Consider the following 15,614-nt stretch of genomic DNA (forward strand, 5'->3'; position numbering starts at 1 on the left):
GGCGACTTAATTTTGATTACAGCATATGTATTAAAAACAGGTCATCGATAGTGCATCCTGTTTCCATCTTTTTACGTTTAGCTTGAGACCATTTATGTTCTATAGGATTTAAATCTGGTGAATACACAGGCAAATATTCTATCTGGTGTCCTGCGTTTATAATTGCCTGTTCAATATTCTTACCTTTGTGAAAGCTAGCGTTGTCCATAAAAATAACAGAATTTTCAGGAAGTTCTGGGAGCAATATTTTTGTGATCCAAACATAAAAAACATCACGATTAATATTGCAATCAAATAATCCGATAGCAAAAAGGGTTGTTCCCAATAAAGCGCCAATAACATTTGTTCTTCCCTTAGCACCCCAGTTTTTCAGGCCAAAACAACGGTGACCTTTTGGGGAATAGCCGTGAGTTCGTGGAGTGTCATGTGAAAAACCACTTTCATCAATAAAAACAACAGATTTATCTTTTTTTTCATACTGTTGTCTTTTTTGCTGATGTGCCAGCCTGTCGCTTTCGTTGGTTTTTGGATGGAATAGAGTTTTTTTTATAGGTTAATCCCAGCTTTTTAAGGGATTGCCAAATAGTCTTTTTACAAACACCGAATCGCTCTGCCCGTTCCTTTTGGTAAGCATCTGGATACTGTTCCACATCTTTTGCTAAAGCATTTTTATCGAGCTTCCTCTTACGTGGCGTTGAATTTTTTGGCTCTGGTCGTTTAAGCCAACGTACTAAAGACGCTTTTCCAATACGGAATTGTTTCGCAGTTTCTCGAATTGTTAAACCTTCGGCTTTCCTTACAGATATTACTTTACGTCGAAAATCAATTGTATAACTCATAACACACCTTGTAATCAAAATTAAGTCGCCTAGCTATATAGAACATAAATGGTCTCAAGCTAAACGTAAAAAGATGGAAACAGGATGCACTATCGATGACCTGTTTTTAATACATATGCTGTAATCAAAATTAAGTCGCCTAGCTATACCAGGAAGCCGCGAAAGGCATGAACGTCAGTCTTTCAGCGATTAGCCGGTGGGTAAGAGCCCTTCGTTTAGAACGTCAAGGGAAAACATCGCCTGGTCTGCCATTAACACCTGAACAAATTGAGTTCAGAGAAATGAAGAAAAAAATCCACCGGCTGGAAATGGAGAATGACATCTTAAAAAAGGCTACTGCGCTCTTAATGTCCGACTCACTGAAAAATTTTCGGTAGTTGAAAAGCTAAGAGTGCTTTATCCGGTGAAAACTTTGTGTCGTATTTTTAATGTTCACCGAAGCAGTTATCGCTATTGGTGTCGGCCTAAGGAGCCAGATATTGAGCGGACGATAAAACGTAGCCTAGTCAGCGAAGCGTGGAACGTTAGTGGCGGCTCTGCTGGCGCAAGGACTATCGCCACGATGGTTACCAATACACACAACGTGAAACTTGGGCGGTGGTTAGCGGGTAAGTTGATGAAAGAATTAATCATCGTCAGTTGCCAAGAGCGAAAACATAAATACAACCGCGGTGGAAATGAACGTATTGATATTCCAAATCTGCTCAATAGGCAGTTCGCTGTTACAAAGCCTGACCAGGTTTGGTGCGGCGATGTAACCTATATTTGGACAGGCTCACGATGGGCCTATCTGGCTGTGGTATTGGATTTGTTTGCCCGAAAACCGGTGGGCTGGGCAATGTCATTTGCACCAGACTCAGAATTAACCGCCAAAGCACTACAAATGGCTTGGGAACTACGTGGGCATCCCAAACAGGTGATGTTCCATAGTGATCAGGGAAGTCATTATACCAGTCGTCAGTATAGGCAGGCATTGTGGCGTTATCAGATGACCCAAAGTATCAGTCGCAGAGGGAATTGTTGGGATAATAGTCCGATGGAACGATTCTTCCGTAGTCTGAAGACCGAATGGGTGCCAACGACTGGCTACCAAAGCTTTAGTACTGCTCAGTCAGCCATTATTCGCTACATAACCCACTACTATAGCGATATAAGACCTCACTGGTATAACGGTGGATTAACGCCAAACGAATCAGAGCGACTGTTCCGTGAACAGTCAGGTAGGGTGGCCAATTTTAGTTGACCACTACATGTTGACCGTGTGCAGGGTATTCAATGGCATACTCAACTACAGCGCTTTCAATCTGTTCATCTACTCTATTTTTTGCGTTAGGCACCCGTCGATTTTGATTAATTAAAGCGTCTATCCCACCATCGTTAACAAGTTCCTGGTAGCGATAAAACGTATCTCGGGATACCCCCATAATCTTACAGGCTTTTGAGACGTTATTAAGCTCTTCAGCGAGGTTAAGTAACCCGACTTTATGTTTGATGATAGGATTATTTGTTTGATACATAGAATTACCTTTTATTTAATTATCTAATGATGTTAATTAAAACCGGTAACGCTCTTTTTTAAATCAGAATTGTCAGATTAAGTCAAGACTAATACAGATAAAGGCGATGGGCTTACTTCTGATAACGCCAAACCAGAGTATCTCACACTGCTCACCTGTAAGAATGTTTTGTAGTTATCTTTAATGCATGGATAAACTGACAAAATATAAACATCCTAATTTTTTCTTGTTTTGAACTTTATACTTCTTTTTCGGAGCTTGCGGAACTCGTGTATTATTTGACATATATAACCTCATCTAGTATTTGGTATATTAAAATTTGGCTAATTAGATGCGCATCTATATTTTATATAACACATGACTACATTGCTTTAAGTTATATATAAAATCAAATTCAAAATTTAGAATTTTCGTTATTATTTTTTATTGTTATTGAAAATAATGGATTTTTATATAAAGCATAAAATAAATTTTATTTATACAAAAATAAAGGTAATGATATAACAGCATGATAAAAATTTTCATATAATTAATGAAGTTATTATAATTTTTTAATTTTCAATTATTAGTTTTTGAAAATATAAAATAAAAATGGTTATAGTTAACAATAAATTTAATAGAGTATTTGATATCACTCTTTAATAATTTTTGAGTTATTTAACAAGTTAAATTTAGCTTTATTATTTCTGATTAATTGCTTTTACATATTAGTCATTTTTATTTTTGTAATCACTAAAAATGATTATTTAAGTTAGTGATTTTTGTAATTAGTCAGCAACAATCTTAGCTTTTGATAATGCTGTTATATGTAGTAAAATTTTTCGTTTAATATATCCATTTATTTAATAAAATTCTGTGCTATTTTAAATAATCTTTTTAACAAAATGTTTTTTATCGATATTATATAATAAATTATTTAATTTTTCGTTAAATTGATAGAGTGCTATAACCGCTTATATCCATGTCATTCTTGCTAAAAGCGAGATGAAATGATGAATATTAAGGTAAAAAATGATGAAATAAGCTACGCTCAGTTTTATTTGCCGAATTATTGATTCTTCTATATTATTAAAAAATAAATAATTATTAAATTTTGATATAATTTATAATATGTTTGTATTTTGTTTTAAATGTTTATTTTATGTTTTTAATTTATTGAAAAAGTAATTTTTTATTAATTGATGTTTTTAATATTTAAAGCCTTTTTTTTAAATAAAAAACAACAAACAGATACATTCCTAATAAAATTGTGACAACATATATTTTTGTATTAGAAAAAATAGTCTTAGTATTAATACAACGAATAGTATTATAAAGGTCGAAAAATACCATCCAATTATTTGCCAAAGTGTGAATTAATAATTAATTTTATAAATAATGTCAAAAATGAGATATACCCAGCAGTTTACTTGCGGGTGTTAATCCATTAATTAAACAATCTGGTTGACCATCATAGGCAATTTTTCCATCTGCAATTACGATAGACCGAGTTGCTATTTGGCTAGCATCTTCCAAATTATGAGAAACCATCAGTAAGGTTAATTGGCGTTCATCACACATCTGTTTAAGTAATGTTAACATTTCATTACGTAAAGCTGGATCGAGAGCAGAAAAAGGTTCATCTAACAATAAAATCGGTTTTTGGCGGATCAAACAACGCGCTAACGCAGTACGTTGGCGTTGCCCGCCTGATATTTGTGCAGGTAAACGAGTCATACAATTATTAAGAGAAACTTGTTCTATGATCTGTTTTACTGCGCGATGTTGAGCGCTTTCTAATCTTAAATTTGGTGAAATGCCTAACGCAATATTTTGCCAAACAGTTAAATGAGAAAAGAGGTTATTTTCCTGAAAAAGGATAGAAACTGGCCGCTTGGCGGGTGGTGTAGCAGTATGATTTTGTCTATTTAGCCAAATTTCCCCCTGTTTGGGATATTGAAATCCGGCGATCAAATCCAGTAGAGTACTTTTTCCTGCGCCACTAGGGCCTAATATAGCCACCCTTTCAGCTCTATTTACTTGAAAATCAAACTGCATTGTTGGATTTTCATAACAATAGACAAGTTGATCTAATTTAATCATGCTCTTTTCCTGATAAATATTCTAATAAACTAAATAAGCTGAAACAAAGTAATAGCATTAACAACGCGGTAACTGCCGCATCATTATTACGGTAAGAGCCTAATTGTTGATAGATATAATAAGGTAGGGTACGAAAGTTCTCATTACCAAACAGTGCAATAATACCAAAATCACCTATTGAGAGTATACAGGCAAAAGCGAAGGCTTGTCCTATTGTACGTTTCAAAGCTTTTAATTCAATTAGGGCTAGTCGATTTATGCCTTTGATCTGTAATGAAAGGCATAATAAATTATAGCGTTCAGCTAAGTCATACATCTGACTTTCTAATATTTTTAAGGCATAAGGAATAGCCATTAAAGCATTCGTCAAGATGATTAAACTATAAGGCGAGTAGGTTAAATTAATAGTATTATTTAGCAATAAAAAGAAGCTGGTTGCTAAAACTATGCCTGGCATTGCCAGTATTAATAATCCACTTAATTCGAAAGTTCGATAAAGCAGTATTGAGCGACGCAGACGTAATTCTCGACTACTCCAAAGCAACATCATGGTAAGAATAATACAAAGTACGCCAGCACTAATAGCGATAAAAATCGAATTAATGCCTGCTTGCCATAAGCCTGGCTGTTGTAACACGTGTAATAGCGTTAAGTTTAAACCATCAACGATAATAGCCAAGAAAGGCGGAATTAAGAAAAATAGGGTTATACTAATCAGTAATGTATCCCACCATTTCTGCCATCGACTATCAGCTGGATTTGTCCACCTCAATTGTCGACTAGCACCGACGGAAAAGACGACATTTAATTTTTGACTTAATAATACTAGCCCTAAACAGCAAAAAAGTTGGATCAGAGCCAGCAAAGCGGCTTTATTGAGATCAAAATCATAACTTAATGATTGATAGATAGTGAGTTCAATTGTGGTTGCAGCAGGCCCCCCGCCAAGCGTCAATACGGTAGCAAAACTGGTGAAGCACAACATAAAAATCAGGGCGGATGTTGGTAAAATCTGTCGTCTAAGATAAGGCCATTCAACAATTCGAAAATGTTGCCATTGGTTCATGCCGAGTTGTGCGGTAAGCTGACGTTGCTCAACCGCAATATTCTCTAGCGCGAGCAATAGCATCCGCATAGCTAATGGTAAATTAAAAAAGACATGTGTTAATAAAATGCCTTTTAGGCCGTAAGGGGTAAATTGGTAATTAATACCTAACCATTGACAAAATTGAGTAATCCATCCCACCCGACCATAGACGGTTAATAAGCCAAAAATGGCCACCAGTACTGGCAATACCAGTGTCATCGAACATAAGCGTAAAAACAGTATTCGACCTGGAAAATGGCGTCGGAAAAGGGCTTTGGCAAGAAATATTGCAGGGATAACGGATAAGACGGTCGATAGTAATGCTTGCCAAAATGTAAAGCCAATGACATGCCATAAATAGCTATCATCAATAAATTTTCGCCAATTTATTCGAGGGGCATGTAACCATAAAGTGCTGAAAGTGACTACCGCAATAGTGATTAATAGGCCGGACACGACTATGCCAGGCCAAAGTGAACTCCCTATTGGTGGCTGACGGCATTTTGCCATAAATAGATCCATTGATTTTGATGTTGAGTAATATCTTCTGCATTAAATTGTAATGATTTTTTTGGCACAGGTATTTGTTGATAAACGTCGGGTAAGGGTATATCAATGACTGGATACATCCAATTGGTTGTCGGCAACGTTTTTTGGAACGTTGGAGATAGCATAAATTGCATGAATTGTTGAGCTAGTTTAGGCTGCTTGCTGGTTGCTAATTGGGCGGCCACTTCGATTTGCAGATAGTGCCCCTCACTAAATAGTGCCGCAGCATAATTATTTTTTTTATCATTTAACAGATGAAAACCTGGTGAAGAGCTATAACTGAGGACAAAATCGCTTTCACCTTTTAAAAACAATCCATATGATTCGCTCCAACCTTTAGTAACGGTTACGGTTTTTTTGGCTATTTTTTGCCAAGCCTGAGCACTGTTTTGCCCATAAATTTTTTGTATCCAAAGTAATAGCCCTAAACCTGGTGTACTGGTACGTGGATCTTGGTAAATAATTTTCCATGGCTGGGGGCTATTAATAAGTTCATCGAGACTTTTAGGCACTTCAGTGATCCGCGTTTTATCATAAATAAAAGCAAAATAACCATAATCGTAAGGGATAAAAATATTATTATCCCATTTTATGGGTAATTTCAGTTGACTGATGTCAATTTTACTTTCAGTAAATAAGCCCGTTTTTTTTGCTAGATCAATTAAGTTATTATCAAGTCCGAGCACAATATCAGCTGGGCTATTTTTTCCTTCCATTCTAAGGCGATTTAATAACGCGACTCCATCATTTAGGCCAATTAGCTTCAGTTCACAGTGACAAATTTGTTCGAAGGCAGGCTTTATTGTAGGCCCTGGCCCCCAATCTGCGATAAAGGAATCATAAGTGTAAACGGTTAATATAGGTTTTGCCTGGAGAGCGAAAGCTGAACAACAAATTAAACCAATACTAACTATTTTTAGCAGTACATTCTTCAATACTGAGTTCTCCTATATAATTAAATAAAAGTGATGCTCTAGGATCTGAGGAATGGACAGTAATGAAGCTATTTATTGATGAATAAATCATTAGAGTAGCTCAAATCCCTACGCCGATGTTAATCGGATCAGGTTCGACGAGTTTTTCTCAGCCAGCTATTAACAATATTAATCATAGCTAGCACCCCGTTGAGATGGCCTTATTGTAAGATGTTATCTTATAATTGCAAATACTATATTTGATAAAGGCTTACCATATAGAGTAGTATGAAACAATAAGCTATCTTTTAAATTTTTGATGAGGTAGTCAGATGGTTGACAATGATGGCTACCGCCCGAATGTAGGAATTGTAATTTGTAATCGGCAGGGCCAGGTATTATGGGCTCGTCGCTATGGGCAACATTCATGGCAGTTCCCTCAAGGGGGCATTAATCCTGAAGAATCGCCAGAACAGGCAATGTATCGGGAATTATTCGAAGAGGTTGGGTTGGATCGTAAAGATGTTAAAATATTAGCATCTACCCGGAACTGGTTACGTTACAAATTACCTAAACGTTTGGTGCGTTGGGACACAAAGCCAGTTTGTATAGGGCAAAAGCAACGTTGGTTTTTGTTACAATTGGTTTGCAATGAACATAATATTAGTGTGCAAACAAGTAAAACGCCTGAATTTGATAGCTGGCGTTGGGTGAGTTATTGGTATCCTGTGCGTCAGGTTGTTTCTTTTAAACGCGATGTTTATCGGCGCGTTATGAAAGAATTTGCTCCGATGGTTATGTCACTGCAAAACAGTGCAATGACATCAAATAAGAGCCATACCTATAGGCGTAAACGTGGCTAAATAAATTTAGCGAAAGAAAGTAGGTTTATTTTAATAGCCAACTTTTGTCGTTTTGAAAGCGAAGTGAGAGTAGTGAAAGCTACTCTTGTTTATTTTTTGGAAAATTTACTGGCCAAAGTATGCATTAGATAGATTTGTTGATGAATTTTATCAATAAAATACTATTAGATTTTAAACCGCATGCAGTCATGCAATTCTATCAAGCTCTATAAAACTAAAGAGTGGAGACGATGAATAATAGTTATATTGTGTTTCCTAATATTGATCCTGTTATATTCTCGATTGGTCCAGTAGCCCTTCATTGGTATGGTTTGATGTATTTGGTGGGATTTGTTTTCGCTCTATGGTTGGCAAAACGGAGAGCCGGAAAAGCAAATAGTGGCTGGACCAAAAACGAAGTTGAAAATTTGCTCTATATTGGTTTCTTAGGTGTCTTTATTGGTGGGCGTTTAGGCTATGTTTTATTTTATAATTTGCCGGCCTTCCTGAGCAATCCTTTGTATCTATTTAAAGTTTGGGACGGAGGAATGTCTTTTCATGGTGGGTTAATTGGTGTGATATGCGCCATGTGGTGGTACGCATGCAGAACCCATCGCCATTTTTTTCAAGTTGCCGATTTTGTTGCACCATTAATTCCATTTGGATTAGGTATGGGACGTATTGGTAATTTTATTAATGGTGAACTTTGGGGACGTGTAACATTAGATACACCATGGGCAATGTTATTCCTAGGCTCACGGGCAGAAGACATTCAGATTGTTAGTCAAGACCCTTCTTTATTACCGATTTTAGAGCAGTATGGCGTATTACCACGACACCCTTCCCAACTTTATGAGATGTTTTTTGAAGGGATCATTTTATTTATTATTTTGAATCTGTTTATTCGTAAAACACGCCCAATGGGCAGTGTTTCAGGATTGTTTTTGATTGGTTATGGGGCTTTCCGTACTTTTGTTGAATTTTTCCGTCAGCCGGATGCGCAGTTGGGGCTATTTTGTGGTGTAAGTATGGGACAAATTTTGTCAGTCCCTATGATCATTATTGGTATTTTAATGATGATCTGGGCCTATAAGTATAATAAAGATAACCATTGTACGAACTATTCCATTACTAGCAAGGCAGAAAAGAGTAAGTAGCAGAAAATTTTAATACAGTGTTTTTATTTATAGTATAAATAATAGATTCTAAGCGAGTAATAATAGTGAAACAATATCTGGATTTATGTCAGCGTATTATTGATAAAGGGCAGTGGGTAGAAAATAAACGCACAGGTGTTTGGTGTTTAACGGTTATTAATGCTGATCTTGAATATGATGTCGCAAATAACCAGTTTCCTTTAATTACGACTCGCAAAAGTTTTTATAAAGCGGCTATTGCTGAATTATTAGGTTATCTAAGAGGTTATTCTAACGCTGCACAATTTCGTGATATTGGCTGTAATACATGGAATGCCAATGCGAATGAAAATCAGGCATGGCTCAATAATCCGAACCGTAAAGGTGAAGATGACATGGGGCGGGTTTATGGTGTTCAGGGGCGTTCATGGCGACGGCCTGATGGTACTTATTTAGATCAGCTGCAAAAAGTCATTAGCAACCTTTCGGTAGGAATAGATGATCGTGCCGAGATAATCACTTTTTACAATCCGGGTGAGTTTGAATTAGGTTGTTTGCGCCCTTGTATGCATACGCACATTTTTTCTCTGTTAGCTGATACGCTTTATTTAACTTCATATCAACGTAGTTGTGATGTTCCTTTGGGACTAAACTTTAATCAAGTTCAATGTTTTGTTTTACTGGCACTTGTTGCTCAGATCACAGGTTACAAACCAGGTAAGGCTTACCATAAGATAGTGAATGCTCACATTTATGAAAATCAACTTTCGATTATGCGTGATATCCAGCTGAAGCGTATTCCTTATTCTTTACCGCAACTGCGTATTAATCCTAATATTAAGACGTTAAAAGATATTGAAAGCTGGGTGACTAGTGATGATTTTGAAGTCATAGGTTACCAATATCATGATGCAATTAAATATCCATTTACGGTATGACATTTTTTATGGGTTGCTTTGATCATTAACATGAACAAGGTGACTACCATCTTATTTGTATTAGTCTTAACCTGAGTTTGGGATAAGCATTATCAATTATGCTTGAAGATATGTTCCTGCCACAGGTATCTTTGGTTTAGATGGAATTAAACAATATGCAACCAGCCCTGCTAATAAATTCACTACAAAGTTAGCAGGAGAGTGGTGCCGCGTATGCGCTATCTGACAAAGATCTTTAACTCATCAAATACCGTTTCAATGACAGAACGATGACGTAAGATGGCTTTGTCGAAACAAGTCTGTTCAACAGGCTTCATTTTCTTCTTGATATTCATTATGAGGTTAATTCCCATTGTTTTCAGTTGCTGATTCAGTGAAGCCGATAAATACCCTTTATCCGCATACAAACAACCAGAAAGATCTTTTATCAGCTCAGGTAATGCTTTTCGATCATCTGTGTTTCCTGGTGTAAGTCGAAAACTGAGTATTTCCCCCAAATGATTGATAATTACATGAAGTTTGAAACCAAAGAACCAACCTGTTGAGGTCACGAGTTTCGCACCAATAAAAAACGCTCTATTTTTAAGTTTAATTCAGCATAATATATAAATAGACAAAATCTTATAAATTAAAAGCAACTTATTGTAATTTAAACAAATTTATACGTTTTAGTAACTTGCAAATTAACCATTGCTTTTAAGCCATTTCTGGAATTTTATATGCCTGTGCGAAACTCGTGGAGGTTTTTCCTCGTTCAGCTATCCCATCGAAGACTTTATGCCGGCGGATCCGTAAGTTATCACACACAGCTATCGGAGTAGAATCGGCAACCGACAGACCCGTGCACTTTCCCTTAATTGACTCAAACAGTGCCGTTAAAGCTAAGGCACTGCGCGGAAGTAACTCTACGCAGCGTGAATATGATGGCAAGTTAAGAAATTCCTTCCTGAGATATAAACGGACATAATAGAGATAAAATACCTTGAATTGGCTGAATCGGAGTTGATGAAACAAAACAACCAGTGTTCATCATTTCAGCCAATGAAAGCTGAGTAGACCGTCTACGACGCTTACTTCCGTTATTCAGCAAAATTTCATGCATTTTTGGCTCGAAGTCTTTACAAAAATCATCCATCAGGCAATAAAGTTCAGTAAGATTTTCCATCATTGTTTAACAATGCTCTATTCTTTAACCAGATTGTTAGAGTATTTTAACGAAATATGCGAGGGTGTTCATAATTCTGTGTCAGGGGATTTTATATTTTGATTATACCATTTAGGCGCCCTTTAAAATAGATGGACAATTGAGCAATGGTTAACGCCCAGTTACTAATCGGCATAGTCCATTTGTTGGATACCTGATTGATGCCAATATAGAGTAATTTTAATAAGCTGTTTTCATTAGGAAAAGCCCCTTTGGTTTTGGTTAATGTCCTAAACTGCCGATGAACCGCCTCTACTGCATTGGTCGTATCAATGGGTTTTCTAATGGCTTTAGGGTATCGAAAATAAGCACTGAGCAACTCCCATTTACTTCGCCAGGATTCTAGCACTATCGGGTATTTTTCACCCCATTTCGTTTCCAGTTCGTCAAGGGCAAGCTCAGCAGGCGCTTATCTGCACGATAAACCGGCTTTAAATCAGCCATAAAGGCTTTTTGGTCTTTACTGGCAATATAACGTAAGCTATTGCGAATTTGATGAACTACGCATAGCTGAACTTCTGTCTGCGGGAAAATACTGGCCATCGCTTCTGGAAACCCTTTTAATCCGTCAACACAAGCGATAAAAATATCTTGTATACCACGGTTATGTAAGTCAGAACGCTCAGCCAATGATGTGCTCCTTCTGTTTCAGACATATAGAGTCCTAACAATTCCTTATGCCCATCGATGGTTAGTCCAAGTACTGTGTAGATTGCCTTATTGATATAGTGACCATTGTAGTGGCATACTAAATTTGGCCACCTAAGTTGAGGTGATATGCTTACCTCATAATTTTTATAGGTGCCGAAATGAGTAAAATAATTACTGCTGAATTTAAATGTGAAACCGCCAAATTAGTCCTTGACCAAAATTACACCTACCAGGAAGCCGCGAAAGGCATGAACGTCAGTCTTTCAGCGATTAGCCGGTGGGTAAGAGCCCTTCGTTTAGAACGTCAAGGGAAAACATCGCCTGGTCTACCATTAACACCTGAACAAATTGAGTTCAGAGAAATGAAGAAAAAAATCCACCGGCTGGAAATGGAGAATGACATCTTAAAAAAGGCTACTGCGCTCTTAATGTCCGACTCACTGAAAAATTTTCGGTAGTTGAAAAGCTAAGAGTGCTTTATCCGGTGAAAACTTTGTGTCGTATTTTTAATGTTCACCGAAGCAGTTATCGCTATTAGTGTCGGCCTAAGGAGCCAGATATTGAGCGGACGATAAAACGTAGCCTAGTCAGCGAAGCGTGGAACGTTAGTGGCGGCTCTGCTGGCGCAAGGACTATCGCCACGATGGTTACCAATACACACAACGTGAAACTTGGGCGATGGTTAGCGGGTAAGTTGATGAAAGAATTAATCATCGTCAGTTGCCAAGAGCGAAAACATAAATACAACCGCGGTGGAAATGAACGTATTGATATTCCAAATCTGCTCAATAGGCAGTTCGCTGTTACAAAGCCTGACCAGGTTTGGTGCGGCGATGTAACCTATATTTGGACAGGCTCACGATGGGCCTATCTGGCTGTGGTATTGGATTTGTTTGCCCGAAAACCGGTGGGCTGGGCAATGTCATTTGCACTAGACTCAGAATTAACCGCCAAAGCACTACAAATGGCTTGGGAACTATAGCTAGGCGACTTAATTTTGATTACAAGGTGTGTTATGAGTTATACAATTGATTTTCGACGTAAAGTAATATCTGTAAGGAAAGCCGAAGGTTTAACAATTCGAGAAACTGCGAAACAATTCCGTATTGGAAAAGCGTCTTTAGTACGTTGGCTTAAACGACCAGAGCCAAAAAATTCAACGCCACGTAAGAGGAAGCTCGATAAAAATGCTTTAGCAAAAGATGTGGAACAGTATCCAGATGCTTACCAAAAGGAACGGGCAGAGCGATTCGGTGTTTGTAAAAAGACTATTTGGCAATCCCTTAAAAAGCTGGGATTAACCTATAAAAAAAACTCTATTCCATCCAAAAACCAACGAAAGCGACAGGCTGGCACATCAGCAAAAAAGACAACAGTATGAAAAAAAAGATAAATCTGTTGTTTTTATTGATGAAAGTGGTTTTTCACATGACACTCCACGAACTCACGGCTATTCCCCAAAAGGTCACCGTTGTTTTGGCCTGAAAAACTGGGGTGCTAAGGGAAGAACAAATGTTATTGGCGCTTTATTGGGAACAACCCTTTTTGCTATCGGATTATTTGATTGCAATATTAATCGTGATGTTTTTTATGTTTGGATCACAAAAATATTGCTCCCAGAACTTCCTGAAAATTCTGTTATTTTTATGGACAACGCTAGCTTTCACAAAGGTAAGAATATTGAACAGGCAATTATAAACGCAGGACACCAGATAGAATATTTGCCTGTGTATTCACCAGATTTAAATCCTATAGAACATAAATGGTCTCAAGCTAAACGTAAAAAGATGGAAACAGGATGCACTATCGATGACCTGTTTTTAATACATATGCTGTAATCAAAATTAAGTCGCCTAGCTATACGTGGGCATCCCAAACAGGTGATGTTCCATAGTGATCAGGGAAGTCATTATACCAGTCGTCAGTATAGGCAGGCATTGTGGCGTTATCAGATGACCCAAAGTATCAGTCGCAGAGGGAATTGTTGGGATAATAGTCCGATGGAACGATTCTTCCGTAGTCTGAAGACCGAATGGGTGCCAACGACTGGCTACCAAAGCTTTAGTACTGCTCAGTCAGCAATTATTCGCTACATAACCCACTACTATAGCGATATAAGACCTCACTGGTATAACGGTGGATTAACGCCAAACGAATCAGAGCGACTGTTCCGTGAACAGTCAGGTAGGGTGGCCAATTTTAGTTGACCACTACACATCATGTTTTATCTTGTAATGAATGGCATCGAGCCAGACAAAAGGATAGAGCGCCTCCAGAGGGCGTTGTTGCCAGGCTTTTAATTTGTATTAGTCTTAACTTAATCCGACAATTCTGATTTAAAAAAGAGCGTTACCGGTTTTAATTAACATCATTAGATAATTAAATAAAAGGTAATTCTATGTATCAAACAAATAATCCTATCATCAAACATAAAGTCGGGTTACTTAACCTCGCTGAAGAGCTTAATAACGTCTCAAAAGCCTGTAAGATTATGGGGATATCCCGAGATACGTTTTATCGCTACCAGGAACTTGTTAACGATGGTGGGATAGACGCTTTAATTAATCAAAATCGACGGGTGCCTAACGTAAAAAATAGAGTAGATGAACAGATTGAAAGCGCTGTAGTCGAGTATGCGATTGAATACCCTGCACACGGTCAACACCGCAGTAGTAATGAACTAAGAAAAAAAGGCATTTTTGTTTCGGGGAGTGTGGCGTTCGCTCTATTTGGCTGCGCCATAATCTCGAAAATTTTACAAAACGCCTAAAAGCGCTTGAAGATAAAATCGCAACAGAAGGAATTATCCTGTCAGAATCACAAATCAGTGCTCTAGAAAAGAAAGCGCAAGATGATGAAGCCTGTGGTGAGATTGAAACAGCGCATCCAGGTTATCTGGGTTCACAAGATACTTTTTATGTCGGTCATTTAAAAGGCGTTGGTCGTGTTTATCAACAAACTTACATTGATACTTACAGTAAAGTCGTTCATTGTAAGCTTTACACAACAAAAAGCGCGATAACGGCGGCAGATTTATTAAATGACAAGGTTCTCCCTTTTTATTCCCAGCATGGGTTACCGGTGTTACGTATACTGACGGACAGAGGCAGTGAGTATTGTGGTAAAGTTGAACATCACGATTATCAACTTTATCTCGCTATCAATGATATTGATCATACAAAAACTAAAGCTCGTTCACCTCAAACTAATGGGATTTGTGAACGCTTTCATAAAACTGTATTACAAGAGTTCTATCAGGTGGCTTTTCGTAAGAAAATCTATAGGGCTTTAAATGAATTACAAGCTGATTTAGATAAATGGTTAGCGGAATATAATAACCAACGCACTCATCAAGGAAAAATGTGTTGCGGTCGAACTCCTATGGCAACTTTACACGATGGAAAACAACTTTGGAGAGAGAAAGATTTAAATCAAATTTAACCTGACAGGTACTGTATAAATAACCGGTAACTGTCAGATTAAGTCTGAGCTACTACATACAGATAGAGCAGAACTTCAGCGACGAAAAAAGCGAATGCTTTGGGTTTGGTCTTCGGGCCAGTAAAAGTAGCTCAACAGGAAGAATGTTGGTTCTGAGTCTGCTGGCAACGCTGAGTACAATCGTCATGTGGCTTCTTGGTTATCACGCTGAAAATAAAGGATTACACCTGAGGTACCAGGCCAACAGCATTAAATCACGACGAGTTATCTCTTATCTGACGTTAGCGAAGAGTATCCTGCGACACACCCCGCCAATTTTAAGGCGAACGGTACTGATCATCTGACTAAAAACTACCGAAATATGGTGTTGGTTTATTAACACTGATTTTCTGGGGATTCCTCAGACCCAAGGGG

General features: G+C 37.6%; 10 protein-coding genes, 10 pseudogenes and 1 riboswitch. Of the genes and pseudogenes, 10 read left to right on the forward strand and 10 right to left on the reverse strand.

Annotation, left to right across the window (positions count from 1 at the left end; all coding sequences use genetic code 11):
* Positions 1-16: 16 nt before the first annotated feature.
* Positions 17-550 (reverse strand): IS630 family transposase, encoded by a 534-nt coding sequence (locus AYJ55_RS11220; RefSeq protein WP_162505291.1) that lies wholly within the window; start codon positions 548-550, stop codon positions 17-19.
* Positions 474-839: an IS630 transposase-related protein gene (locus AYJ55_RS11225; RefSeq protein WP_063653415.1), complete on the reverse strand. Its 366-nt coding sequence runs from the start codon at positions 837-839 to the stop codon at positions 474-476. Before AYJ55_RS11225 ends, AYJ55_RS11220 begins: the two co-directional genes overlap by 77 nt.
* A gap of 152 nt (positions 840-991) precedes the next feature.
* On the opposite strand from AYJ55_RS11225, the pseudogene AYJ55_RS33060 reads away from it, so the two are divergent.
* Positions 992-2,082: pseudogene (locus AYJ55_RS33060) on the forward strand (IS3 family transposase); the annotation flags it as partial.
* Here the strand turns inward: AYJ55_RS33060 and AYJ55_RS11240 are convergent.
* The 5 genes and pseudogenes from AYJ55_RS11240 to thiB form a co-directional block, all read right to left on the reverse strand.
* Positions 2,078-2,356 (reverse strand): annotated as a pseudogene (locus tag AYJ55_RS11240) (helix-turn-helix domain-containing protein); the annotation flags it as partial. The pseudogenes AYJ55_RS33060 and AYJ55_RS11240 sit on opposite strands and share 5 nt — an antisense overlap.
* A gap of 95 nt (positions 2,357-2,451) precedes the next feature.
* Positions 2,452-2,559: pseudogene (locus AYJ55_RS34600) on the reverse strand (IS701 family transposase); the annotation flags it as partial.
* Between the two features lie 1,177 nt (positions 2,560-3,736).
* Positions 3,737-4,438 (reverse strand): thiamine ABC transporter ATP-binding protein ThiQ, encoded by a 702-nt coding sequence (gene thiQ / locus AYJ55_RS11245; RefSeq protein WP_063656411.1) that lies wholly within the window; start codon positions 4,436-4,438, stop codon positions 3,737-3,739.
* Positions 4,431-6,035, reverse strand: a complete 1,605-nt coding sequence (gene thiP, locus AYJ55_RS11250; RefSeq protein WP_063656413.1) for a thiamine/thiamine pyrophosphate ABC transporter permease ThiP — start codon at positions 6,033-6,035, stop codon at positions 4,431-4,433. The genes thiQ and thiP overlap by 8 nt, the downstream gene beginning before the upstream one ends.
* Positions 6,008-7,009, reverse strand: a complete 1,002-nt coding sequence (gene thiB / locus AYJ55_RS11255) for a thiamine ABC transporter substrate binding subunit (protein WP_063656416.1) — start codon at positions 7,007-7,009, stop codon at positions 6,008-6,010. The genes thiP and thiB overlap by 28 nt, the downstream gene beginning before the upstream one ends.
* Before the next feature lie 87 nt (positions 7,010-7,096).
* A riboswitch (TPP riboswitch) is annotated at positions 7,097-7,208 on the reverse strand.
* A 112-nt stretch (positions 7,209-7,320) separates the two neighbouring features.
* Between thiB and rppH the strand changes: the two genes are divergently transcribed.
* The 3 genes from rppH to AYJ55_RS11270 all read left to right on the forward strand — a co-directional run bounded on the left by rppH (position 7,321) and on the right by AYJ55_RS11270 (position 9,904).
* A complete protein-coding gene (gene rppH / locus AYJ55_RS11260; RefSeq protein WP_063656418.1) occupies positions 7,321-7,851 on the forward strand; it encodes an RNA pyrophosphohydrolase in 531 nt (176 codons plus the stop codon).
* Between the two features lie 230 nt (positions 7,852-8,081).
* Positions 8,082-8,987 (forward strand): prolipoprotein diacylglyceryl transferase, encoded by a 906-nt coding sequence (gene lgt, locus AYJ55_RS11265; protein ID WP_063656420.1) that lies wholly within the window; start codon positions 8,082-8,084, stop codon positions 8,985-8,987.
* Positions 8,988-9,052: 65 nt separating this feature from the next.
* A complete protein-coding gene (locus AYJ55_RS11270; RefSeq protein WP_063656422.1) occupies positions 9,053-9,904 on the forward strand; it encodes a thymidylate synthase in 852 nt (283 codons plus the stop codon).
* Positions 9,905-10,000: 96 nt separating this feature from the next.
* Here the strand turns inward: AYJ55_RS11270 and AYJ55_RS35930 are convergent.
* Positions 10,001-11,069 (reverse strand): annotated as a pseudogene (locus AYJ55_RS35930) (IS982 family transposase).
* A gap of 91 nt (positions 11,070-11,160) precedes the next feature.
* Positions 11,161-11,845: pseudogene (locus AYJ55_RS25895) on the reverse strand (IS256 family transposase); the annotation flags it as partial.
* Between the two features lie 72 nt (positions 11,846-11,917).
* Between AYJ55_RS25895 and AYJ55_RS33070 the strand changes: the two are divergent.
* From AYJ55_RS33070 to AYJ55_RS11315, 4 genes and pseudogenes are all read left to right on the forward strand, one after another.
* Positions 11,918-12,735: pseudogene (locus AYJ55_RS33070) on the forward strand (IS3 family transposase); the annotation flags it as partial.
* A 39-nt stretch (positions 12,736-12,774) separates the two neighbouring features.
* Positions 12,775-13,140 (forward strand): IS630 transposase-related protein, encoded by a 366-nt coding sequence (locus tag AYJ55_RS11305; protein WP_063653415.1) that lies wholly within the window; start codon positions 12,775-12,777, stop codon positions 13,138-13,140.
* Entirely contained in the window at positions 13,109-13,597 is a 489-nt protein-coding gene (locus AYJ55_RS11310) for an IS630 family transposase (protein ID WP_063653499.1), read from the forward strand. Before AYJ55_RS11305 ends, AYJ55_RS11310 begins: the two co-directional genes overlap by 32 nt.
* 24 nt (positions 13,598-13,621) lie before the next feature.
* Positions 13,622-13,966, forward strand: a pseudogene (locus tag AYJ55_RS11315) (integrase core domain-containing protein); the annotation flags it as partial.
* A 9-nt stretch (positions 13,967-13,975) separates the two neighbouring features.
* On the opposite strand, the pseudogene AYJ55_RS35935 reads toward AYJ55_RS11315, so the two are convergent.
* Positions 13,976-14,062: pseudogene (locus AYJ55_RS35935) on the reverse strand (transposase); the annotation flags it as partial.
* Positions 14,063-14,157: 95 nt separating this feature from the next.
* Here AYJ55_RS35935 and AYJ55_RS28775 point away from each other — a divergent pair.
* Together AYJ55_RS28775 and AYJ55_RS25900 are read left to right on the forward strand one after the other, a co-directional pair.
* Positions 14,158-15,200, forward strand: a pseudogene (locus tag AYJ55_RS28775) (IS481 family transposase).
* A gap of 56 nt (positions 15,201-15,256) precedes the next feature.
* A pseudogene (locus AYJ55_RS25900) lies at positions 15,257-15,579 on the forward strand (IS4 family transposase); the annotation flags it as partial.
* Positions 15,580-15,614: the final 35 nt, after the last annotated feature.

It is taken from the genome of Candidatus Arsenophonus triatominarum (genome assembly GCF_001640365.1).
In the GTDB taxonomy this organism is placed as follows: Bacteria; Pseudomonadota; Gammaproteobacteria; order Enterobacterales; family Enterobacteriaceae; genus Arsenophonus; species Arsenophonus triatominarum.

What these genes read in the sequence shown, in the direction of transcription:
- AYJ55_RS11225 (WP_063653415.1), bottom strand. Translation starts at nt 839, where the DNA reads ATGAGTTATACAATTGATTTTCGACGTAAAGTAATATCTGTAAGGAAA.
- thiQ (WP_063656411.1), bottom strand. Translation starts at nt 4,438, where the DNA reads ATGATTAAATTAGATCAACTTGTCTATTGTTATGAAAATCCAACAATG.
- thiP (WP_063656413.1), bottom strand. Translation starts at nt 6,035, where the DNA reads ATGGCAAAATGCCGTCAGCCACCAATAGGGAGTTCACTTTGGCCTGGC.
- rppH (WP_063656418.1), top strand. Translation starts at nt 7,321, where the DNA reads ATGGTTGACAATGATGGCTACCGCCCGAATGTAGGAATTGTAATTTGT.
- lgt (WP_063656420.1), top strand. Translation starts at nt 8,082, where the DNA reads ATGAATAATAGTTATATTGTGTTTCCTAATATTGATCCTGTTATATTC.
- AYJ55_RS11305 (WP_063653415.1), top strand. Translation starts at nt 12,775, where the DNA reads ATGAGTTATACAATTGATTTTCGACGTAAAGTAATATCTGTAAGGAAA.